The sequence below is a fragment of the Staphylococcus sp. NWU MK-U1 genome, assembly GCF_033283505.1.
Classification (GTDB): Bacteria; Bacillota; Bacilli; order Staphylococcales; family Staphylococcaceae; genus Staphylococcus; species Staphylococcus haemolyticus.
Genome location: NZ_JAVSMG010000001.1, coordinates 565,534 through 586,592, shown reverse-complemented (window position 1 = coordinate 586,592; position 21,059 = coordinate 565,534). Strand labels below are relative to the sequence as shown.

The window sequence follows — 21,059 nt, the reverse complement described above, 5'->3', positions numbered from 1 at the left end:
TTTAATTATGCCTCGTAAAGGATCAGTACCTAAAAGAGACGTATTACCAGATCCAATTCATAACTCTAAATTAGTTACAAAATTGATCAACAAAATCATGTTAGATGGTAAACGCGGAACAGCACAAAGAATTCTTTATTCAGCATTTGACCTTGTAGAACAACGCAGTGGTCGTGATGCTTTAGAAGTATTTGAAGAAGCAATTAACAACATTATGCCAGTATTAGAAGTAAAAGCTCGTCGTGTGGGTGGTTCAAACTACCAAGTACCAGTTGAGGTTCGCCCAGAACGTCGTACTACTCTAGGATTACGTTGGTTAGTTAACTACGCTCGTCTTCGTGGTGAAAAAACTATGGAAGATCGTTTAGCTAACGAAATCTTAGATGCTGCTAATAATACAGGTGGTGCCGTTAAGAAACGTGAGGACACTCACAAAATGGCTGAAGCGAACAAAGCATTCGCTCACTACCGCTGGTAAGATTAAAGCTTTAACCCTGAGTGTGTTCCGTCACATTGGTTTACCAAATAAGATGGCTCATGCTTAGGGCATCGCCATATTCAATAGTACTTATTCAGTAATTACTGGAAGGAGAAAAACAATGGCTAGAGACTTTTCTTTGAAAAACACTCGTAACATCGGTATCATGGCTCACATTGATGCTGGTAAAACAACTACGACTGAACGTATTCTTTACTATACAGGTCGTATCCACAAAATTGGTGAAACACACGAAGGTGCTTCACAAATGGACTGGATGGAACAAGAACAAGACCGTGGTATTACAATCACATCAGCTGCTACAACAGCTCAATGGGATGGCCACCGTGTAAACATTATCGATACTCCAGGACACGTAGACTTCACTGTTGAGGTTGAACGTTCTTTACGTGTACTTGATGGTGCGGTTACTGTACTTGATGCTCAATCAGGTGTAGAACCTCAAACTGAAACAGTTTGGCGTCAAGCTACAACTTATGGTGTACCTCGTATCGTATTCGTAAACAAAATGGATAAATTAGGCGCTAACTTCGACTATTCTGTAAGTACATTACATGATCGTTTAGATGCTAACGCTGCACCTATCCAATTACCAATTGGTGCCGAAGACGAATTTGAAGCTATCATCGACTTAGTAGAAATGAAATGCTTCAAATATACTAATGACTTAGGCACTGAAATTGACGAAATTGAAATTCCTGAAGATCACAAAGAAAGAGCAGAAGAAGCTCGTTCTAATTTAATCGAAGCAGTTGCAGAAACTAACGATGAATTAATGGAAAAATATCTTGGTGATGAAGAAATTTCAGTAGCAGAATTGAAAGATGCAATTCGTCAAGCAACTACTGACGTAGAATTCTACCCAGTACTTTGCGGTACAGCATTCAAAAACAAAGGTGTTCAATTAATGCTTAACGCAGTAATTGACTACTTACCATCACCTTTAGATGTTAAACCAATCGTAGGCCATCGTGCTGAAAATCCTGAAGAAGAAGTAATTGCTAAACCAGACGACTCAGCTGAATTCGCTGCATTAGCATTCAAAGTTATGACTGACCCTTATGTTGGTAAATTAACTTTCTTCCGTGTATATTCAGGTACTTTAACATCAGGTTCTTACATTAAGAACTCAACTAAAGACAAACGTGAACGTGTAGGTCGTTTATTACAAATGCACGCTAATTCACGTCAAGAAATCGACACTGTTTACTCAGGCGATATCGCTGCTGCAGTTGGTCTTAAAGATACAGGTACTGGTGACACATTATGTGGTGAAAAGAATGACATTATCTTAGAATCAATGGAATTCCCTGAACCAGTTATCCACTTATCAGTAGAACCAAAATCTAAAGCTGACCAAGATAAAATGACTCAAGCTTTAGTTAAATTACAAGAAGAAGACCCTACTTTCCATGCACACACTGATGAAGAAACTGGACAAGTTATCATTGGTGGTATGGGTGAGTTACACTTAGACATCTTAGTTGACCGTATGAAGAAAGAATTCAACGTTGAATGTAATGTAGGTGCGCCAATGGTTTCATATCGTGAAACATTCAAGCAATCTGCACAAGTTCAAGGTAAATTCTCTCGTCAATCTGGTGGTCGTGGTCAATACGGTGATGTTCACATTGAATTCACACCAAACGAAACTGGCGCAGGTTTCGAATTCGAAAACGCTATCGTTGGTGGTGTAGTTCCTCGTGAATACATTCCATCAGTTGAAGCTGGACTTAAAGATGCTATGGAAAACGGTGTATTAGCTGGTTATCCATTAATCGATGTTAAAGCAAAATTATTTGATGGTTCATACCATGATGTCGATTCATCTGAAATGGCCTTCAAAATTGCTGCATCATTAGCACTTAAAGAAGCTGCTAAAAAATGTGATCCAGTTATCTTAGAACCAATGATGAAAGTAACAATCGAAATGCCTGAAGAATACATGGGTGATATCATGGGTGACGTAACAGCTCGTCGTGGACGTGTTGATGGTATGGAACCTCGTGGTAATGCACAAGTTGTTAACGCTTATGTACCACTTTCAGAAATGTTCGGTTACGCAACTTCATTACGTTCTAACACTCAAGGTCGCGGTACTTACACTATGTACTTCGATCACTATGCAGAAGTTCCAAAATCAATTGCTGATGATATCATCAAAAAAAATAAAGGTGAATAATTAAACTTGTTTTAGCTAGAATTTCTAGGTAAAATACAGCGTAAGCTTATTAATTAAGCGAACATCTTTATGAATTGATTTTTTACTGAAAATGCATTATAAATGAATTATGAATTCTAACAATCATTATGTCTCATGATGGTGAGAAACTATCATGAGAGATAATATTGAAATAACTTTTACTAGAATAGGAGAGATTTAATAATGGCAAAAGAAAAATTTGATCGCTCAAAAGAACATGCCAATATTGGTACTATCGGTCACGTTGACCATGGTAAAACTACTTTAACAGCTGCTATCGCAACTGTATTAGCTAAAAATGGTGACACTGTAGCACAATCATATGACATGATTGACAACGCTCCAGAAGAAAAAGAACGTGGTATCACAATCAATACTGCACACATCGAGTATCAAACTGACAAACGTCACTATGCTCACGTTGACTGCCCAGGACACGCTGACTATGTTAAAAACATGATCACTGGTGCTGCTCAAATGGACGGCGGTATCTTAGTAGTATCTGCTGCTGACGGTCCAATGCCACAAACTCGTGAACACATTCTTTTATCACGTAACGTTGGTGTACCAGCATTAGTAGTATTCTTAAACAAAGTTGACATGGTTGACGATGAAGAATTATTAGAATTAGTTGAAATGGAAGTACGTGACTTATTATCTGAATACGACTTCCCAGGTGACGATGTACCTGTAATCGCTGGTTCAGCATTAAAAGCTTTAGAAGGCGATGCTCAATACGAAGAAAAAATCTTAGAATTAATGCAAGCAGTTGATGATTACATTCCAACTCCAGAACGTGATTCTGACAAACCATTCATGATGCCAGTTGAGGACGTATTCTCAATCACTGGTCGTGGTACTGTTGCTACAGGCCGTGTTGAACGTGGTCAAATCAAAGTTGGTGAAGAAGTTGAAATCATTGGTATCCATGACACTTCTAAAACAACTGTTACTGGTGTAGAAATGTTCCGTAAATTATTAGACTACGCTGAAGCTGGTGACAACATCGGTGCATTATTACGTGGTGTTGCTCGTGAAGACGTACAACGTGGTCAAGTATTAGCTGCTCCAGGTTCAATCACACCTCACACAAAATTTAAAGCAGACGTATACGTTTTATCTAAAGACGAAGGTGGACGTCACACTCCATTCTTCACAAACTATCGTCCACAATTCTATTTCCGTACTACTGACGTAACTGGTGTTGTTAACTTACCAGAAGGTACAGAAATGGTTATGCCTGGCGACAACGTTGAAATGACAGTAGAATTAATCGCTCCTATCGCGATTGAAGACGGTACTCGTTTCTCAATCCGTGAAGGTGGACGTACTGTAGGATCAGGCGTTGTAACTGAAATCATCGAATAATTTTAATTATTCCATATTTCTAAATGAGACTCCCTATTGGGAGTCTTTTTTATTTTTGTAAATGTCATATTTACATTTTAATCTCATTTCTAGTTTTCAGATTATGCTTTTTCAATCTCATCTTAATAATAATAGAAAATGCCTATGATCAACTCAATGTAAGAGTAATCATAGGCATACAGAATCTAAATAAATTTATTCAATTTTAAAATACTTGTTCAATTTCTAAAATTTTTAAAAACTCACTAGCCGCATACTTAAATGCAGACTCATCGATGTCAAAGTGAGGGTTATGATGTGGCGCTGTTATGCCTTTGTCTGGATTGCCACACCCAGTTAAGAAAAACGCACCTGGACGTACTTTTAAATAGTGAGAGAAATCCTCACCAATCATCATTAATTCAGATTCATTAAAACGCAAATGTAAGTCATTCGCCGCTTGTTTAACAACTTCATATGCATTTACATGGTTATGTACAGGTAAATAACCACGAATGTATTCCAAGTCATAAGTTATGTCGTTTGCTAACGCAAGTCCTTGTAATAACTTATCCATTTTATTGTGTATATGAGTTTGAAGTTCTGTGTCGAATGTTCGCACAGTTCCTTTACAAAAAGCACTATCAGGAATAACACTATCCGATGATCCCGCTTGAACCATACCGAAAGTGAGTACGGCTTCTTTTACAGGATCAATTGTTCTAGAGATGATCTTTTGTGCACTCAGGATAAACTCTGCCATAATGACAATAGGATCAATGGTTTCATGTGGCTTAGCACCATGTCCACCTTTGCCTTTAATTGTAACTGAGAATTCATCTGGTGACGCCATAATAGCACCAGGTCTTGAAAATATTGTACCAGTACGATAACCACTCCATAAATGTGTACCATAAATTTTGTCTACACCATTTAAGCAACCATCATCAATCATTTCTTGAGAACCACCAGGCATAATTTCCTCACCATATTGGAAGATAAAGACCACATTTCCTTTTAGTAAATGACGGTGTTCATGCACAATTTCAGCGACACCCAATAAGATTGCTGTATGTCCGTCATGACCACATGCATGCATTAAGCCATCATTTTTAGATTTATAGGGTACATCGTTAAGTTCTTGTACCGGCAAAGCATCAAAGTCAGCGCGAAAGGCCACAGTAGGGCCATTTTCTTTGCCTTTAAACGTTGCTTTAATACCATTACGCCCAATAGGTGATTCGATCTCGCAATCAAGATGACTAAGCTGATTTAGAATATAATTATGCGTCCAAGTTTCCTCGAAAGAAGGTTCAGGATATTGATGCATATATCGGCGCATCTGTATCATTCTATTTTCCTTATTACTGGCTAATTGAAACCAATCTAACACATTAACCACTTCTTCCTAATTATTATGAATTTTAGTATATCAAATTCTAATACAACTCAATAGTTTAATTATTTATTTTTTGAAAAATGAAGTAAAAATTACATGTTGTATGAACAGTTGTACATGAGGTGAAGAATATGCAATATATTGAATTTACTGGAATGATAGTGCTTTCATGTTGAAGGAAAATCAGTTATGATTATGTTGATATAAAAAATACAAAGGGGATATGAATATGGTTCAATCACTACACAATTTTTTAGAAGAAAATATTCAATATTTAAAAGATAATGGATTATATAACGAAATCGATTCTATCGAAGGTGCTAATGGTCCAGAAATCACAATCAATGGGAAACAATATATTAACTTATCATCAAACAACTACTTAGGACTAGCGACAAATGAAGATTTAAAATCTGCAGCTAAACATGCTATCGATTCACACGGTGTTGGTGCTGGTGCTGTACGTTCAATCAACGGTACATTAGATCTACACGATGAATTAGAAGAGACTTTAGCTAAATTCAAAGGTACTGAAGCAGCTATCGCTTATCAATCAGGTTTCAACTGTAACATGGCAGCTATTTCAGCAGTAATGAACAAAAACGATGCGATTCTTTCAGATGAATTAAACCATGCTTCAATTATTGATGGTTGTCGTCTATCTAAAGCTAAAATCATCCGTGTTAACCACTCTGATATGGATGACTTAAGAGCTAAAGCAAAAGAAGCTGTAGAATCTGGTCAATATAATAAAGTAATGTACATTACTGATGGTGTATTCAGTATGGATGGAGACGTTGCTAAATTACCAGAAATCGTTGAAATTGCTGAAGAATTCGGTTTAATTACTTATGTTGATGATGCACATGGTTCAGGCGTTATGGGTAAAGGTGCAGGTACGGTTAAACATTTTGGCCTACAAGATAAAATTGATTTCCAAATCGGTACACTTTCTAAAGCTATCGGTGTAGTTGGCGGTTATGTAGCAGGAACTAAAGAATTAATTGATTGGTTAAAAGCTCAATCACGTCCATTCTTATTCTCAACTTCTTTAGCACCTGGAGATACCAAAGCAATTACAGAAGCTGTGAAAAAATTAATGGCTTCTACTGAAATACACGATCAATTATGGGATAACGCCAAATATTTAAAAGATGGCTTAGAAAAACTTGGATTCAATACTGGTGAATCAGAAACACCAATTACACCAGTTATTATTGGTGATGAAAAAGAAACTCAAGAATTTAGTAAACGTCTTAAAGATGAAGGCGTATATGTAAAATCTATCGTATTCCCAACAGTACCTCGTGGTACAGGTCGTGTAAGAAACATGCCTACAGCAGCACATACAAAAGAAATGTTAGATAAAGCAATTGCTGCTTATGAAAAAGTCGGTAAAGAATTAGGTACTATTAAATAATTTAAAATAGAAGATAGAATTTTTAGACTGGGATGATATTCATTGTCCTAGTCTTTTTATTGTGACAAAAAGTTGATTTTGAAATTTATGCTTTGTTTTTATGTGAGGAACAGATTAGTATTTTGGTAAAATTGATTTATAACGAATAATTTTAAAATATGAAGTGACAAACTAAAACAATATTAGCTTATAGTGCAGAAGGAGGGATACTCGTGTTACGTTTAAGACAATTGAGTTATGCAGATAAAGATGCTTTAAAGAAGTACCTCCAAGAATGGTATGCGAATGATGAATCAATAGTGCCTTCAAACACTGACATGTCAAGGTATGAATCATTTGAGAGTATGGTAGACCATCTAAACAGTACTGAAGTTGATGATGACTGGGTACCGACAACAACATTATTTTGCTTCGAGGATGAGATGATTGTTGGTGCAGTCGATATCCGTCATTACTTGAATCAACGCTTAGTAAACATAGGTGATCATGTAGGTTACGGAGTGTGTAAGTCACGTAGAGGACAAGGTATTGCTTCGTTGATGCTACAAGAGGCTAAAGCTTTTCTAAAAGAAATAGGCGTAGATAAAGTGTTAATGACTACAAATCCTAAAAACGTTGCCTCTCAAAAAGTGATCAAACATAGTGGTGGTTATGAAATTGAATCTTACGTTAAAAAGAATGGAAATTTGGTCAGTCGATTTGAAATTCCTAATGATTGAAGGTTAGATGAATGAAGGATTTAAAAGTAGTATATGCATTGATACAAAATGAAGAGGGGAACGTGTTATTAGTTCATAATACGGATGATGGCGGATGGTCATTACCAGGTGGCAAAGTTGAATACGGTGAAACTTTAGTTGAAGCTCTAAAGCGTGAAGTTAGAGAAGAAACAGGATTATTAGTTGAAGTTAATGACATAGTAAGTGTTAATGAGGGTAAATCGACACAGATGAATGTTCATACACTTTTTTTCATGTTCAAAGCACAGGTTCAGGATTATACAACAGACATACAAATGAAAGATGAAATTTCGACATTAGGTTGGTTCTCGATTCCAGAAGCTGATGAAAAGTTAATCTATTATCATCATAGTTTGAATGCGTTTTTAAATAATAAGGCTACTTATTATGATGAGGGTTTGGTGGATTGAAATGTGAAAAAAAGATGAGAAAAATTTAAAAGATTAATGAATAAAGCAAATTAGAGTGGCACAACGATTTCGTCGTGCCACTCTAGGCGTCAAAAGTTTATAAATAGTTTCATAATAAGCATGAAATCTCAAGGCTACACTTCTGTGCAAGCCTTTTATTTATAGTGATAAGATAGCACCAATAACATATAAGCACAATACTAAATTAATACTTTAATCAAATTAACTTAACATATACATATTTTTGAAATAATTGTATTGATAATGCCATTTAACAATGACAATTTGGTGTTTTGACGGGTAAAAGATAAATAGATATTAAATATAAAGTGGAGGTATCAGACATGTTAGTTTTGAATGAACAAGACCAGCAATCATTATTAGACATGAAAGAAGTCATTGATGAAGTTGCGAATTCATTAAAGGCATTTTCAGAAGGGAAGACAGACACACCGTTAAGGTATGTCTTACCGTTTAATGAAGGTAATAGATATTTAGTTATGCCAGCATTATCTGATGATCTTAAAGTGGTTGGTATTAAAACAGTTACATTTGCGCCAGATAATCCTAAAAAAGGCAAAAAGACAATTACAGGATCAGTGTTATTAAGTGATTATGAAACTGGGGAAACATTAGCTGTATTAGATGGCAGTTATTTAACTAAGATTCGTACAGGTGCTATCTCTGGAGTAGCAACTAAATACTTAGCACGTGAAGATGCTAAAACACTATGTGTTATTGGTTCTGGTGATCAAGCACAAGGGCTAATTGCTGCAGTAATGGCAGTTAGACATATCGATACAATTCACTTTTCAAGTCGTACTAAGGAAAATGCAGAACGTTTAGCTCAAGAAGTAGCTAATAATTATAATGTATCGACAAAAGTCTTTGAAGAAGCGGATGATGCGATGGAAGAGGCTGACGTTGTTGTAACTGCGACAAATTCTAATCATCCGGTATATTCACATTCATTACATCCCGGCGTTCATTTAAACGCAGTAGGCTCATTCAAACCAGATATGCAGGAATTACCGTCAGAGTCTATGTTAGTAGCTAATAAAATTGTTGTTGAGTCAGTAGAAGCTGCGATGGAAGAAACTGGCGATTTAAAGGTACCTCAAGAAGAAGGAATTATAACGAAAGATTCATTACATGGTGAACTAGGGGACATCGTAGCCGGTAAAGTTTCAGGGCGTGAAGATGATAAGGAGGTAACGCTATTTAAATCAGTAGGGTTAGCAATTGTAGATATCGTTGTTGCTAATTATTTCTATAAAAAAGCAGTAGCAAATAAAGAAGTATAATGCTGAAGTAGTTTTAATATTGTAAGGAAATTGCAAGTGTAAGTATGTAATTTTAAATTAATAGACTGCCGGGCCACTAAAAATTAAAGTATTCACATTAAATAACTTACTGTGAGTACCTACACTTTTTGAAAATTATGAAGAAACCGTGTAAATGACATATTGTTAATTGTCATCTACACGGTTTTAAATTTGTAATTATGCTGATTTTTTACGAGTTCGAATGTAAATTAATCCTGTTCCTGTTACTACTAATATAATAGCGATGCCATGTTCTAAACTATTATCTTTCATACCTGCATTTGGTAATGATGTGATTGCGTCATGTTGTTGTGTAAACATAAGATTTGAATTTTTAGAAGTATTACTATTAATAGTTATTAGTGTCTCATTATAAAAATTATCTTTAGGATTTACTTGAACTGGGAATTTAATGCCATCTTTACAATGTTGTGAATGACTTGCATTACCAGTCAATTGGTCTCGTGTTCCTTTGTTGTTATTAGAAATAATCACTAAGTTTGAAGTAGGGTGATATTTGATTGCATTTCCTTTTATGTTGTTAGTATGCATCTTGTCGGTAGTGCTTGGAATGACAAGATTATCATCAGTGCTATTATGAGTTTGATTATTGTTAGCTGGGATTTCAATTACGTTGTTATTATCTTTTTGATGGTCTTTATTAGGGAATTCAATGACATTATCTTTATTAGAAGAATCAGCTTGTTTATCCTCTATAGTATTGTCATCATTATCATTAATATGACCAGTATTGTCTTTGTTATCATTGTTTGAATCTGGTGTTTGTTGTTGGCCATCTTGTCCATTAGTTGAATGATTATTATCATTATCTTCTTTACCAGTATTTGGTTGTTCATTACTTTCCGGTAGACCATTAATGATACGTACAGGTTCTTCGGTATTGTATTGATTTAAATCTGTATTCTTAATATATTGAGCGACAACTGCATCTAAAGAAATGCCTTCCTCACGTTGTCCACCAAACATATCATAGCCATCTCCTTGATTAGCTGTGAAGTCATTGGTAGTTACATAGTAAGTACGGTTAGGATCTAAATCTTCATATTCTCCATTCTCTTTATTCAGTACCTTGATGGCATTAATGCGTTGGCCAGATGCTTTATTGATATCATAATACACTCTGAGTGAGTCAGATACTTGTAAGAATCCTCCATTTGCACCTAAGACTTTCTTACCGTCTTGAGTTTCAGTATCAGCACTTAAACTGTGTTCAAATGCCTTTTCAACATCTGAACCCTTCACTTGAATTTGAGAAATTAAATTACCGAATGGTAACACTGTTATGATGTCGTTTTCAGTAACCTCACCTTTTTCAATTGAAGCTCGAATACCACCACCGTTAGTGATTGCGAAATCAGGTTGATGTGAGAAGTTCTTAGAGGCATATGCTTCCATAGCATCTGTAATAAGGTTACCTAAGTTTGTTTCTTGTGTGCGCGCTTGAGCACGTTCACCATTTAACGTCACTGTATTATTAGGTATAACAACTGTTGACGTTTCTTTTAAGAAGTCGTCATTTGCCTTTTTAGTTTGTGCATCAATTTGTGAGTCAGGTGTGATATCTTTAGCGTCCGCTACATTGATTAATGATGCTTTGATATCAGACGCTTTTTGATTTTGAAAAGTAAAATCCACATGTCCTACATTTGCTAGTGCAGTACCAGTTTGAGCGAGTAGATTATTAGTCCCATAATGTTCACCGTTATCAATCACGGTATGTGAGTGACCATCTAATACGAAGATAGGTTTTTTAAATGAACCGTCTTTCGTAAGTTGATCAATTAAATAATCACCACGCCAAGTTTTTTGGGTCGATTTATCTACACCTAAGTGCGATAAGATAACGAATACATCGACATTGTTTTTAATTTCATTCATGGCTTGTTTGACACTAGTTAATGGATCTTTAAATTCAACACCTTCAACAGCAGTAGGCGACGTTTTAGTTTTTGTTTCAGGTGTCGTGACACCTACAATACCATAGCGGACATTGTTTTTAGTTACTGTAGTTGAAGGATCAAATACGCGTTTACCATTTTTGTAGATATTAGAAGAAACAATAGGGAAGTTTAATTGTTTCTGCAATTTAAGTAATTGGTCATAACCAAAGTCAAATTCATGGTTTCCGACAGTCATTGCATTATAGCCAACACTATTCATAGCTTTAGCCATTTCTTCTCCCTTTGAATTGTTAGAAACAGGTAAACCTTGAAAAGCATCTCCTGAATCCACCATTAAATCCGGATTATATTTGTCTTTAAGACCTTTTACTTTAGCCATACCGATGACTCTTCCATCATCCTCTACAAATCGGCCATGTATATCATTTGTATGTAAAATTGTATGTTTATTTGTGTTGTCAGAAGTTGTTGCCATTCTTTTGTTGACAGTCACATGTTGAGATTTCGATGCTGCTTGTTCTGATGTAGTATTGCTATTTTTAAACACTTGCTTTGAAGCAGGTGTAGATTGTTGTGATTCAGGAACATTACGCTTTTGCTGTTGTTGAGTTGATTCTTGAGGTGTTTGTTTAACTTTAGTGGAAGTAGATTCTTTTGTAGTTTCTACTTGCGTAGACTTGCTTTGATCCGACGTCGAAGGAGAAGGTTTCATCTCCGTATCATGGGATTGCGATGTATTATTTTCATTCGAAGTTGATTCAGACGATGCTTTTTCTTGTGAAGATGTATTATTTTCGTTTGTAGTAGGTTCAGGTTTAGCTTTTTCTTGTGAAAATGCAGAACCTTGAGATGAATTATTATGCTTCTCTGAAGTAGTGTTTTGTGTTGTAGACGTTTCAACATTAAGATGTGAAGTTGTTTCAGACGAAGGTGTGGCTTGGTCATTATGTGAAACGTTGTTTGACTCAAGGGATAAAGGTTTATTAGTAGATTCAATGTTAGCTGATGATGCTTCTTTTGAAGCCGATTGTGGTACTTCTGCGGTAGCTGTTGTGTTAGTAGCTTGTGTTGCCTGAGATTCAGCAGCATAAGAGGTACCAGTGGTGATACCAAATACGATAAAACATAAAACTAAAAGTGGAATAAGATATTGCTTCATATTTGCCTCCTTTATTAGATGAAATTTACATTCTCATATTAGCATAAGTCGCAAAGCCTTAAGCTTACTCATTAAATTATTTACAATAATTTTAAAAACAATTAATAAATATAACGTTATGAAGAGTATGTATCTCTGACTTTTCAAAAATAAAGTGAATTTAAAAGAGTGTACTTTGTGAGTATACAAGAAAGCGCTTTTATATTATAATAAGCATGTAAATAGGGAGTATGTACACCCTAAAAGGACAATCATTCGTGGTAAACACACAAAGGGAGTTTTTTATTTATGGAAAGAATCGTTATTACAGGAGCACTTGGTCAAATTGGTACTGAGTTGGTATTAAAATGTAGAGAAATTTACGGAAATGACAATGTATTAGCTACGGATATTAGAGAGCCGGAAGAAGATTCACCAGTTAACAATGGTCCGTTTGAAGTATTAGATGTTACAAATCGTGAAGCTATGATGGCAATCGTTGAGAACTTCAAAGCAGATACGTTAATGCATATGGCAGCATTATTATCAGCGACTGCTGAGAAAAATCCTTTATTAGCATGGGATTTAAATATGGGCGGTCTAATGAACGCATTAGAAACAGCTAGAACGTATGAATTACATTTCTTCACACCAAGTTCAATTGGTGCATTTGGTGATTCAACGCCTAAGAAAGATACACCACAAAATACAATTCAACAACCTACTACAATGTATGGTGTGAACAAAGTTGCTGGTGAGTTATTATGCCAATACTATTTCACAAAATTTGGTGTCGATACGCGTAGTGTGAGATTCCCAGGACTTATCTCTCATGTTAAAGAACCAGGTGGCGGTACTACTGATTATGCTGTTGAAATTTATTTTGAAGCGGTTAGAAAAGGTCGTTACACAAGCTACATTGCTAAAGACACATACATGGATATGATGTATATGGATGATGCAATTGATGCAATTATTAAATTAATGGAAGCAGATAGCGACAAACTTGTAACACGTAATGGCTATAACCTAAGTGCTATGAGTTTTGAACCTGAACAAATTAAAGCTGAAATCCAAAAACATTATCCTGACTTCGCATTGGATTATGAAGTAGATCCAGTACGTCAAGCAATTGCTGATAGCTGGCCAGATAATATTGATACAAGCTATTCTCGTAAAGAGTGGGGCTTTAACACTAAATACGATTTAGCTGGTATGACTGAATTAATGTTAAAAGCGATTGAAGAAAAAGAACAAAATAAATAAAGTGTGACTGTCATACAAGTCATATAACACAGAACCTCAGACTAAATGTTTGAGGTTTTCTTTTTTATCTGAAATTAGTTAGTAATGGCCATTAAAAATTTACTAAAGTATGTTATTTTTAAAGAAAGGGTTTACAATTAGTATTTAGTTTGAATTTTTAGAAAATTCATTGAATCAACATTACGAGATTGCTATAATTTAATATACTATTACTAACTAAGAATTATTTAGGAGGCTTTCATCATGTCAGAAAAAGTTAAATTTGAACAACGCGACTCACTTAAAGAAAAACCAGAAGGTAATTTAGGATTCGGTCAATACTTTACAGATTATATGTTAAGTTTTGATTATGATGTAGATAAAGGTTGGCATGATTTAAAAATTGTTCCTTACGCACCATTTGAAGTTTCACCAGCTGCACAAGGTCTTCACTATGGACAAGCGGTATTTGAAGGTTTAAAAGCATACAAACATAAAGGTGAAGTTGTATTATTTAGACCAGACCAAAACTTCAAACGTATTAATGATTCATTAGCACGATTAGAAATGCCTAAAGTAGATGAAGAATTATTACTAGAAGGTTTAAAACAATTAGTAGACGTTGAACGTGATTGGGTACCTGAGGGAGAAGGACAATCATTATATATCCGTCCATTTGTATTTGCGACTGAAGGCATTTTAGGAGTAAGAGCATCTCATCAATACAAATTATTAATCATTTTATCTCCATCAGGCGCATATTATGGCGGAGACACATTAAAAACAACTAAAATTTACGTTGAAGATGAATATGTTCGTGCCGTACGTGGTGGTGTAGGATTCGCTAAAGTAGCAGGTAACTATGCAGCAAGTTTATTAGCACAAACAAATGCTAATAATTTAGGCTATGATCAAGTATTATGGTTAGACGGTGTAGAACAAAAGTATGTTGAAGAAGTTGGTAGTATGAACATCTTCTTCGTTGAAAATGGTAAATTAGTTACACCTGCTTTAAATGGTAGTATCTTACCAGGTATTACACGTAAATCAATCATTGAATTAGCTAAAGAGTTAGGCTATGAGGTTGAAGAACGTAAAGTGTCAATCGAGGAATTATTCGAAGCTTACGATAAAGGTGAATTGACTGAAGTATTCGGTTCAGGTACAGCAGCAGTTATTTCTCCAGTCGGTACATTAAAGTATGAAGATAGAGAAATCGTTATTAACAATAACAAACCTGGCGAAATTACTAAAAAATTATATGACACATACAATGGCATCCAAAGTGGTAAATTAGAAGATACGCATGGTTGGAGAGTCGTAGTTCCAGAATATAAATAAGGTAAGTTTTAAGAACTGGAAATCTTGAGAAATCGAGGTTTCTAGTTTTTTATGTCTATGTCTGGATCTAGTTATATAAAATTGAAATTTTATTAGGATTAATAATTGACCTATTGAGATATAGTAATTAGAAATATATTCTATCTTAAAAAAGTGGGGATAATTATGTTTGAAAAATTGGACTCTATTGAAGATGCACCATTTGATTTACTGTTGTTGGCTGATCCTTCTATGAAATTAGTTTTAAAATACCTACAGAGTGGAAAGTGCTTTATTTATAAAGATGATTCAAAAATATTAGGTTGTTATGTATTGATAGAGATAAGTGTAGACAGGGTTGAACTAGTCAACATAGCTGTTCGTGAGAATAAACAAGGACTAGGAATTGGTAAAAAATTATTATTACATTTGTTTGATTATGCAAAACAAAAAGGATACAAAGAGATCATTGTGGGGACAGGCAATTCTAGTATTGATCAAATTGCTTTTTATCAAAAAGCAGGTTTCAGAATGATTGGAGTAGAAATTGGGTTCTTCGAAAGAAATTATAAGGATAAAATATATGAAAATGGAATTTTATGTAGAGATAAGATTTGGTTTTTGAAAAAAGTGTGAGCAAGTAGTATATGGATGTTATATAAAAATAATAAAGATTAAAAATAAGCATTGATATGCAAAGTTTTTTATTAACCAACTTAAATTGTATAGCACTTTTTACACTAAAAATTATTTATAAAACCATTTACAGTTTCATACTAAAAATTGATGTTATTAAGAAAAGAGCTTATTGTAAATATATGAGAATAATTGCGATTATATTAGTGATATGTCTATGGACTAGCTTATTTATTAATTTTGGTATGATTAATGTCTTTTTAAATATAGCCACTACATTTGTGGTACTTAAGTTACTTAATGATAGAAAGAAATAATTTATTTGGATTTATTTTAGTTTACACACCTGTTACTATGACAGGTGATTTTATATTAAAATGTGCACCCATTGGAAATATAGAAGGAATATTCAATGATGATTAGTATACTTATAAAAATGACTATTTAACATAATTAATTTTTAACTATGTTTCATCTTGAGTATAGTGATTTTTAAAGTTAAGAATATTGCTTTTAAAAGAAGAACGTATTATATATAATATAGTCATTCATAAATATCATATTTAAATATATGATAAGTAAGAAGGTGTATCTTGTGGAGTACAAATCATTGAAAAAGCTTTTTCATATGTATGGATGGGATAACATTGAAACAGAATATAATATGCGCTTAAATAGTTATTCAAGTTATGTTACCGATTTTATTATTCATCCAATTCAGGATGAAAAACAACAAAGAGACGTTGAGTATCCTTTATTTTTTATTCTTAACAGAACGTTGGGTATTAATCTTGAAAAAGTCTTAAAAAACTCAGATAAAATTAAGCAACTTTCTTCAGCATTGCCTGATATCGCAAATGAAGCATATATTAAACATTTATTAATTAATGAACTTCAAAGTACTAATGAAACAGAAAATATAAAAAGTACGAAAAAAGAAATAGCTGCGTCTTTAAACAAAACTAAAGGTGAGAATAAGCGTTTTGATGGTTTAGTAAACCAATATATTATGATTGAAAATGATGATGTTGAAATTAACTCAATTACAGATATACGTAATATCTTTGATTTAATTGTTGCTTCTGAAATTCTAGAAAAAGATTTACCAGATGGAAATTTGTTTAGAAAAAATTCTATTGGTGTATATGACAATGCTAAAAGTAAATGGATTCATAGAAATGAATTTAATGAACCAGAAATTTTTGAATATCTAACTATCTTTTTAAGTTTTATTAAACATTACAAAGCACCAGATATTTATAAAATTCTAGCTAGTCATTACATGTTTGAATATATTCATCCGTTTTATGATGGAAATGGAAGAGTAGGAAGATATATTTTAGCTAAATTACTTAATGATAACTTGGATTCATTTACAGCACTCACTTTTTCATACGTCGTAAATCATAATAAAAATAAATACTATAAGGCATTTCAAGAAGCATCTGATTACTTTAATAAAGGTGAAATAACAAATTTCATTGATGATATGATGCAATTACTTATTGAAGGACAAAATAATATAATAGAAACGTTTGAAAATAATACAGAAATCATTAAAAGACTTGCACAGGCACTTGATCAACAAGGATTGAATAAATATGATTCAGATGTTCTCTTTATATTACTTCAAGATAAAATTTTTGGAAGTAAATATTCTAGAATTACTATTAAAGGAGTTAAAGATATCGCAGGATATTCAAGAAATAAAGTTAATGAAGTAATAAAAAAATATGAAAGCAAATTAATTAAGTTAAAAAGTAATCCTGTTGTTTACGAGGTGAAGGATAGTTACGTACAAGAATTGCTTTCTATGCAAAACAATACAAATTGAAATATTTAAACATACAAATACGCAACATTAATGAGCAATTACGCAATAAACGCCAAATTTATCCTCAGGCGCTTACAATAAAAATGTAATTCAAATATTAATGAAGGAGTGGAATCAAATGACAGACGTATTCGGTTTCATAAAAAAAGCGATTGACTTTATTAGTAGTATTTTAGTACACGGTGAACCTAAATAATTAAATTTATAATGAAAAATCACCCCGGTGTTAGATTAAAAATCTAATTTTCGGGGTGAATTATTTATATCGGTTTTTAAATTACACAATCATAAATTTAGCTTAATTGAATCAACGTAGGCAAATGATAAAGAAATCGGTATTGAGACGCATTTATTTATAAGACTTAAAACCTATAAAAAAAGTGTATATTATATAGAAAAAGACCATTTAGGGGGGGATTAAATGGAATTTAAGCTAATTACTTATTTCGATGAAAGCTATATTAATTCAATTTATGAAGTATATCAATCAGTTGGGTGGTTAAAACATGACAAAGAGACTATATGTGAGATTTTCCGTAATAGTACACATGTAGTCTTTGCAATTTATGATAATAAAGTCATTGGTTTTGCTAGAGCATTATCAGATGGTGTATTCAATGCAGCTATTTATGACTTAGTTGTTAATAAAGATTTTCAAAATAATCAAATTGGTATGCATATGCTTAAACACATTCTTAAAGAAATAGGGTCACTTTCATGTATCCATTTAATCTCAACTATCGATAATTTAGAATTTTATCAAAAAGCAGGATTTAAAAAATTGAAAACTGGTATGGTTATATATCAAGATAAACGCCTAACAGATACATATACTGAATAATTGGTAGATGGAATATTAAATCATTCTATTGAGTCTAAAATAAAAATTTGTATTACAATAGAAGAGTTAATAATCATAATTCACAGGAGTGTTATGAAAATGGAATGGATATTATTTGATAAAGACGGGACTTTAATAGAATTTGATAAGAGTTGGGAGAAAATTGGTATAAGATTAGTGGATAGTCTTTTAGATGAATACCCAGTAGCTAATAAAGAAGTTGCACATCGACAATTAGGTGTTCTTGATAATGCAATCGTACCTGATTCTGTAATGGGTTCAGGGTCACTAGATGAAATGATTAAAGCTTTTAATAACGTTGTTGGTAAAGATGTCTCAACTTGGACACGTAATACGAGCCAGGAACTTGTTGATACACGTGTGCCAGAGAACAACTGGATTGATGGTGTGTATGATATGATTCAATCTTTAAAAAAAGAAGGCTATAAAATTGGAATTGTTACAAGTGATTCACGAAAAGGGGTATTGCAATTTCTTGAAGATACCAACTCTAAAGACGCTTTCGACTTAGTTATCTCTACAGAATCACATGCAGCGGAAAAGCCAAATCCAGCAGTATTAAATCCACTGTTTGATTCTTATGATGTCAAACCTGAAGATGTAGTTATAGTAGGAGATACTAATAACGACATGAAAACAAAGGTTAATGCTGAATTAGGTCTAGCAATTGGTGTGCTTACTGGTATAGCTAAAAAAGAAGAGTTAGTAGATGCTGATGTGATAATAGAGACAGCTGTGAGTGTGCCCGAAGTCTTAAAACAATATATTGAAAACAAATAAGATAAAAAATGTAGAAACGCTACACAAAGAGTTTGAAATGTGTAGCGTTTGTTTATGTTAACGATTATCTACCTTGCGATAAGTATTAATTACATGTGCAATTTTATCAATAATAGGGTCTAAAGAGTCAGGATTTTCGTGAATATCATATTCATTGATATTTACACGTACTACTGGACAAGCATTAAAGTTATTTATCCAGTCTTCATAACGTTTGAATAACTTTTGCCAATACTCAGGATCCGTATTAATTTCCATATCACGACCACGTGCTTTGATACGCTCAATTACTTCATTGTAGTCGCACTCAAGATAAATTAATACATCAGGTTTAGGGAAGTAAGGTGTCATTACCATTGCATTGAACAACTCAGAATATGTTTTAAAATCATCTTCATTCATAGTACCTTGTTCTTCGTGCATTTTCGCGAAAATATCAACATCTTCATAAATAGAGCGATCTTGAATGAATCCACCACCATATTCAAACATACGCTTTTGTTCTTTAAAACGTTCTGCTAAAAAGTAGATTTGTAAGTGGAAACTCCAACGTTCAAAGTCATCATAAAATTTATCTAGATAAGGATTATGATCTACATTTTCAAAAGAGGTTTTAAAATTTAATTTGTCAGCTAAAGCCTGTGTCAATGTTGATTTCCCAACACCAACGGTACCAGCAATGGTGATTATTGCGTTTTGAGGTACTTTATAATTATTCATGTTCAATTGCTCCTATCATAGGTCTTATTTTTTCTAAAATTGATTGATAATCTGAGTCATTTTTAACAAAATCAATTTCACTTGTATTAATTAAGACGACATTCGCGCCTTCACTTTTCATGGCATTATAAAATGTTAAATAATCTTCTTTGAGATTCAATAAATAGTCATCCTCAATATGATGTTCAAAACTACGATTACGTTGCGCTATTCTTTGTTTCAGAACATCCAAATCAGCATCTAAGAAAATAATCATGTTAGGCATTTCAAGATCTTCAGTTAAAATATCGAAAATGCGGTCAAATTTATCAAATTCATTATTACTCAACGTGTTACGAGCGAAAATTTTATTTTTATAAATATGATAATCGCTAACAACACCTTGAGTCATTTTAGCGATATCTTTTGCCTGTTTATATCGATTACAGAGGAAAAACATTTCTGTTTGAAAACTCCATTTAGAAATATCATCGTAGAAGTCAGATAAAAATGGATTTTCATCAATTATTTCTTTTTCTTCATAGTAATTTAATGTCTGGCTAAGCTTATGAGTTAGGGAAGATTTACCTACACCAATTGGGCCCTCAATTGCGATAAATGGTTTGTTCATAATCACATCTCCAAATGTTAAAATAGACAATGAGTATTGTATCATAAGTGAGGTATAACACACATGGCAAATGATGAATATTACATGAAATTAGCGATTGAAGAAGCTAAAAAAGCTCAAAAACTTGGAGAAGTTCCTATAGGCGCAATCATAGTTAAAAACAATGAAGTCATAGCAAGCGCACATAACTTAAGAGAAACTGCGCAGCTACCTACGGCTCACGCAGAACATATCGCTATTGAACGTGCTTCAAAAGTAGTTGGAAGTTGGCGTTTAGAAGAATGCAAATTATATGTGACACTTGAACCGTGCGTCATGTGTGCCGGTGCCATTGTGATGAGTAGAATTCCTAAAGTGGTATACGGCGCCACTGATCTTAAAGGTGGATGTAGTGGTAGCTTGATGAATCTATTAGAAGAATCTCGATTTAATCATAGAGCTGAAGTTGTTAAAGGCGTACTTGAGCAAGAATGTGGTGATTTATTACGAAACTTCTTCCGTGAGCTACGGTTAAAGAAGTCTAAAGCGAACATGTAAGCGTACAAATTGAGCTATATTTGTTAAAATAATACACGTGAATTAAGTGTTCAAGTTGAGATTTTAAATTTTAACTTTAAGATGGTTTTTTCAAGATAAATAATAATTAATT

Annotated in this window: 18 protein-coding genes; 14 read left to right on the top strand and 4 right to left on the bottom strand. The window is 33.5% G+C overall.

Going from position 1 to position 21,059, the window contains the following annotated elements:
- Positions 1-7 precede the first annotated feature (7 nt).
- From rpsG to tuf, 3 genes are all read left to right on the top strand, one after another.
- Entirely contained in the window at positions 8-478 is a 471-nt protein-coding gene (rpsG, locus tag SBL16_RS02950; protein WP_001137495.1) for a 30S ribosomal protein S7, read from the top strand.
- Positions 479-599: 121 nt separating this feature from the next.
- The gene (fusA, locus tag SBL16_RS02945; protein ID WP_053017877.1) at positions 600-2,681 is read left to right on the top strand and encodes an elongation factor G; all 2,082 of its coding nucleotides are present in this window, start codon (positions 600-602) and stop codon (positions 2,679-2,681) included.
- A 204-nt stretch (positions 2,682-2,885) separates the two neighbouring features.
- Entirely contained in the window at positions 2,886-4,070 is a 1,185-nt protein-coding gene (tuf, locus tag SBL16_RS02940; RefSeq protein ID WP_011276713.1) for an elongation factor Tu, read from the top strand.
- A gap of 205 nt (positions 4,071-4,275) precedes the next feature.
- Here tuf and SBL16_RS02935 read toward each other — a convergent pair whose 3' ends face one another.
- Complete coding sequence (locus SBL16_RS02935) at positions 4,276-5,442, bottom strand: M20 family metallopeptidase (RefSeq protein ID WP_107612221.1); 1,167 nt, start codon at positions 5,440-5,442, stop codon at positions 4,276-4,278.
- A 235-nt stretch (positions 5,443-5,677) separates the two neighbouring features.
- On the opposite strand from SBL16_RS02935, the gene SBL16_RS02930 reads away from it, so the two are divergent.
- From SBL16_RS02930 to SBL16_RS02915, 4 genes are all read left to right on the top strand, one after another.
- Positions 5,678-6,868 carry a glycine C-acetyltransferase gene (locus tag SBL16_RS02930; RefSeq protein WP_107612220.1) on the top strand — a complete coding sequence of 397 codons (1,191 nt, stop codon included), beginning with the start codon at positions 5,678-5,680 and terminating at the stop codon, positions 6,866-6,868.
- A gap of 212 nt (positions 6,869-7,080) precedes the next feature.
- Entirely contained in the window at positions 7,081-7,587 is a 507-nt protein-coding gene (locus SBL16_RS02925; protein ID WP_317952657.1) for a GNAT family N-acetyltransferase, read from the top strand.
- Between the two features lie 11 nt (positions 7,588-7,598).
- Positions 7,599-8,018 (top strand): NUDIX hydrolase, encoded by a 420-nt coding sequence (locus SBL16_RS02920; protein WP_053017867.1) that lies wholly within the window; start codon positions 7,599-7,601, stop codon positions 8,016-8,018.
- Positions 8,019-8,362: 344 nt separating this feature from the next.
- Positions 8,363-9,322: an ornithine cyclodeaminase family protein gene (locus SBL16_RS02915; RefSeq protein ID WP_033079550.1), complete on the top strand. Its 960-nt coding sequence runs from the start codon at positions 8,363-8,365 to the stop codon at positions 9,320-9,322.
- Between the two features lie 198 nt (positions 9,323-9,520).
- On the opposite strand, the gene SBL16_RS02910 is transcribed toward SBL16_RS02915, so the two are convergent.
- Entirely contained in the window at positions 9,521-12,424 is a 2,904-nt protein-coding gene (locus SBL16_RS02910; RefSeq protein WP_119472296.1) for a 5'-nucleotidase C-terminal domain-containing protein, read from the bottom strand.
- 288 nt (positions 12,425-12,712) lie between these two features.
- Here SBL16_RS02910 and SBL16_RS02905 point away from each other — a divergent pair, with 288 nt between their 5' ends.
- The 6 genes from SBL16_RS02905 to SBL16_RS02880 all read left to right on the top strand — a co-directional run bounded on the left by SBL16_RS02905 (position 12,713) and on the right by SBL16_RS02880 (position 19,080).
- Positions 12,713-13,669 (top strand): L-threonine 3-dehydrogenase, encoded by a 957-nt coding sequence (locus SBL16_RS02905; protein WP_317952655.1) that lies wholly within the window; start codon positions 12,713-12,715, stop codon positions 13,667-13,669.
- 243 nt (positions 13,670-13,912) lie between these two features.
- Positions 13,913-14,989, top strand: a complete 1,077-nt coding sequence (locus SBL16_RS02900) for a branched-chain amino acid aminotransferase (RefSeq protein WP_107612217.1) — start codon at positions 13,913-13,915, stop codon at positions 14,987-14,989.
- A gap of 165 nt (positions 14,990-15,154) precedes the next feature.
- On the top strand, positions 15,155-15,604 hold the full coding sequence (locus tag SBL16_RS02895; protein ID WP_059747568.1) for a GNAT family N-acetyltransferase: 450 nt from the start codon (positions 15,155-15,157) through the stop codon (positions 15,602-15,604).
- A gap of 610 nt (positions 15,605-16,214) precedes the next feature.
- A complete protein-coding gene (locus SBL16_RS02890; protein ID WP_233641682.1) occupies positions 16,215-17,438 on the top strand; it encodes a Fic family protein in 1,224 nt (407 codons plus the stop codon).
- A gap of 421 nt (positions 17,439-17,859) precedes the next feature.
- Positions 17,860-18,279, top strand: coding sequence for a GNAT family N-acetyltransferase (locus tag SBL16_RS02885; RefSeq protein ID WP_107612215.1), 420 nt, complete (start codon positions 17,860-17,862; stop codon positions 18,277-18,279).
- A gap of 99 nt (positions 18,280-18,378) precedes the next feature.
- Positions 18,379-19,080, top strand: coding sequence for an HAD family hydrolase (locus SBL16_RS02880; RefSeq protein WP_107612214.1), 702 nt, complete (start codon positions 18,379-18,381; stop codon positions 19,078-19,080).
- A gap of 57 nt (positions 19,081-19,137) precedes the next feature.
- Here the strand turns inward: SBL16_RS02880 and SBL16_RS02875 are convergent, their stop codons facing one another.
- Positions 19,138-19,800 (bottom strand): deoxynucleoside kinase, encoded by a 663-nt coding sequence (locus SBL16_RS02875; protein ID WP_011276690.1) that lies wholly within the window; start codon positions 19,798-19,800, stop codon positions 19,138-19,140.
- Positions 19,793-20,410 (bottom strand): deoxynucleoside kinase, encoded by a 618-nt coding sequence (locus SBL16_RS02870; RefSeq protein ID WP_053017854.1) that lies wholly within the window; start codon positions 20,408-20,410, stop codon positions 19,793-19,795. The genes SBL16_RS02875 and SBL16_RS02870 overlap by 8 nt, the downstream gene beginning before the upstream one ends.
- 63 nt (positions 20,411-20,473) lie before the next feature.
- Here SBL16_RS02870 and tadA point away from each other — a divergent pair, with 63 nt between their 5' ends.
- Entirely contained in the window at positions 20,474-20,947 is a 474-nt protein-coding gene (gene tadA, locus SBL16_RS02865) for a tRNA adenosine(34) deaminase TadA (protein WP_107612213.1), read from the top strand.
- Positions 20,948-21,059 lie beyond the last annotated feature (112 nt).

Excerpts from the sequence above, each read along its gene's own strand:
- SBL16_RS02910 (WP_119472296.1), bottom strand. The coding sequence starts at position 12,424 with ATGAAGCAATATCTTATTCCACTTTTAGTTTTATGTTTTATCGTATTT.
- SBL16_RS02870 (WP_053017854.1), bottom strand. The coding sequence starts at position 20,410 with ATGAACAAACCATTTATCGCAATTGAGGGCCCAATTGGTGTAGGTAAA.
- SBL16_RS02880 (WP_107612214.1), top strand. The coding sequence starts at position 18,379 with ATGGAATGGATATTATTTGATAAAGACGGGACTTTAATAGAATTTGAT.
- SBL16_RS02900 (WP_107612217.1), top strand. The coding sequence starts at position 13,913 with ATGTCAGAAAAAGTTAAATTTGAACAACGCGACTCACTTAAAGAAAAA.
- SBL16_RS02895 (WP_059747568.1), top strand. The coding sequence starts at position 15,155 with ATGTTTGAAAAATTGGACTCTATTGAAGATGCACCATTTGATTTACTG.
- SBL16_RS02885 (WP_107612215.1), top strand. The coding sequence starts at position 17,860 with ATGGAATTTAAGCTAATTACTTATTTCGATGAAAGCTATATTAATTCA.
- SBL16_RS02930 (WP_107612220.1), top strand. The coding sequence starts at position 5,678 with ATGGTTCAATCACTACACAATTTTTTAGAAGAAAATATTCAATATTTA.
- SBL16_RS02905 (WP_317952655.1), top strand. The coding sequence starts at position 12,713 with ATGGAAAGAATCGTTATTACAGGAGCACTTGGTCAAATTGGTACTGAG.
- tadA (WP_107612213.1), top strand. The coding sequence starts at position 20,474 with ATGGCAAATGATGAATATTACATGAAATTAGCGATTGAAGAAGCTAAA.
- SBL16_RS02920 (WP_053017867.1), top strand. The coding sequence starts at position 7,599 with ATGAAGGATTTAAAAGTAGTATATGCATTGATACAAAATGAAGAGGGG.
- fusA (WP_053017877.1), top strand. The coding sequence starts at position 600 with ATGGCTAGAGACTTTTCTTTGAAAAACACTCGTAACATCGGTATCATG.
- SBL16_RS02875 (WP_011276690.1), bottom strand. The coding sequence starts at position 19,800 with ATGAATAATTATAAAGTACCTCAAAACGCAATAATCACCATTGCTGGT.
- SBL16_RS02915 (WP_033079550.1), top strand. The coding sequence starts at position 8,363 with ATGTTAGTTTTGAATGAACAAGACCAGCAATCATTATTAGACATGAAA.
- tuf (WP_011276713.1), top strand. The coding sequence starts at position 2,886 with ATGGCAAAAGAAAAATTTGATCGCTCAAAAGAACATGCCAATATTGGT.
- rpsG (WP_001137495.1), top strand. The coding sequence starts at position 8 with ATGCCTCGTAAAGGATCAGTACCTAAAAGAGACGTATTACCAGATCCA.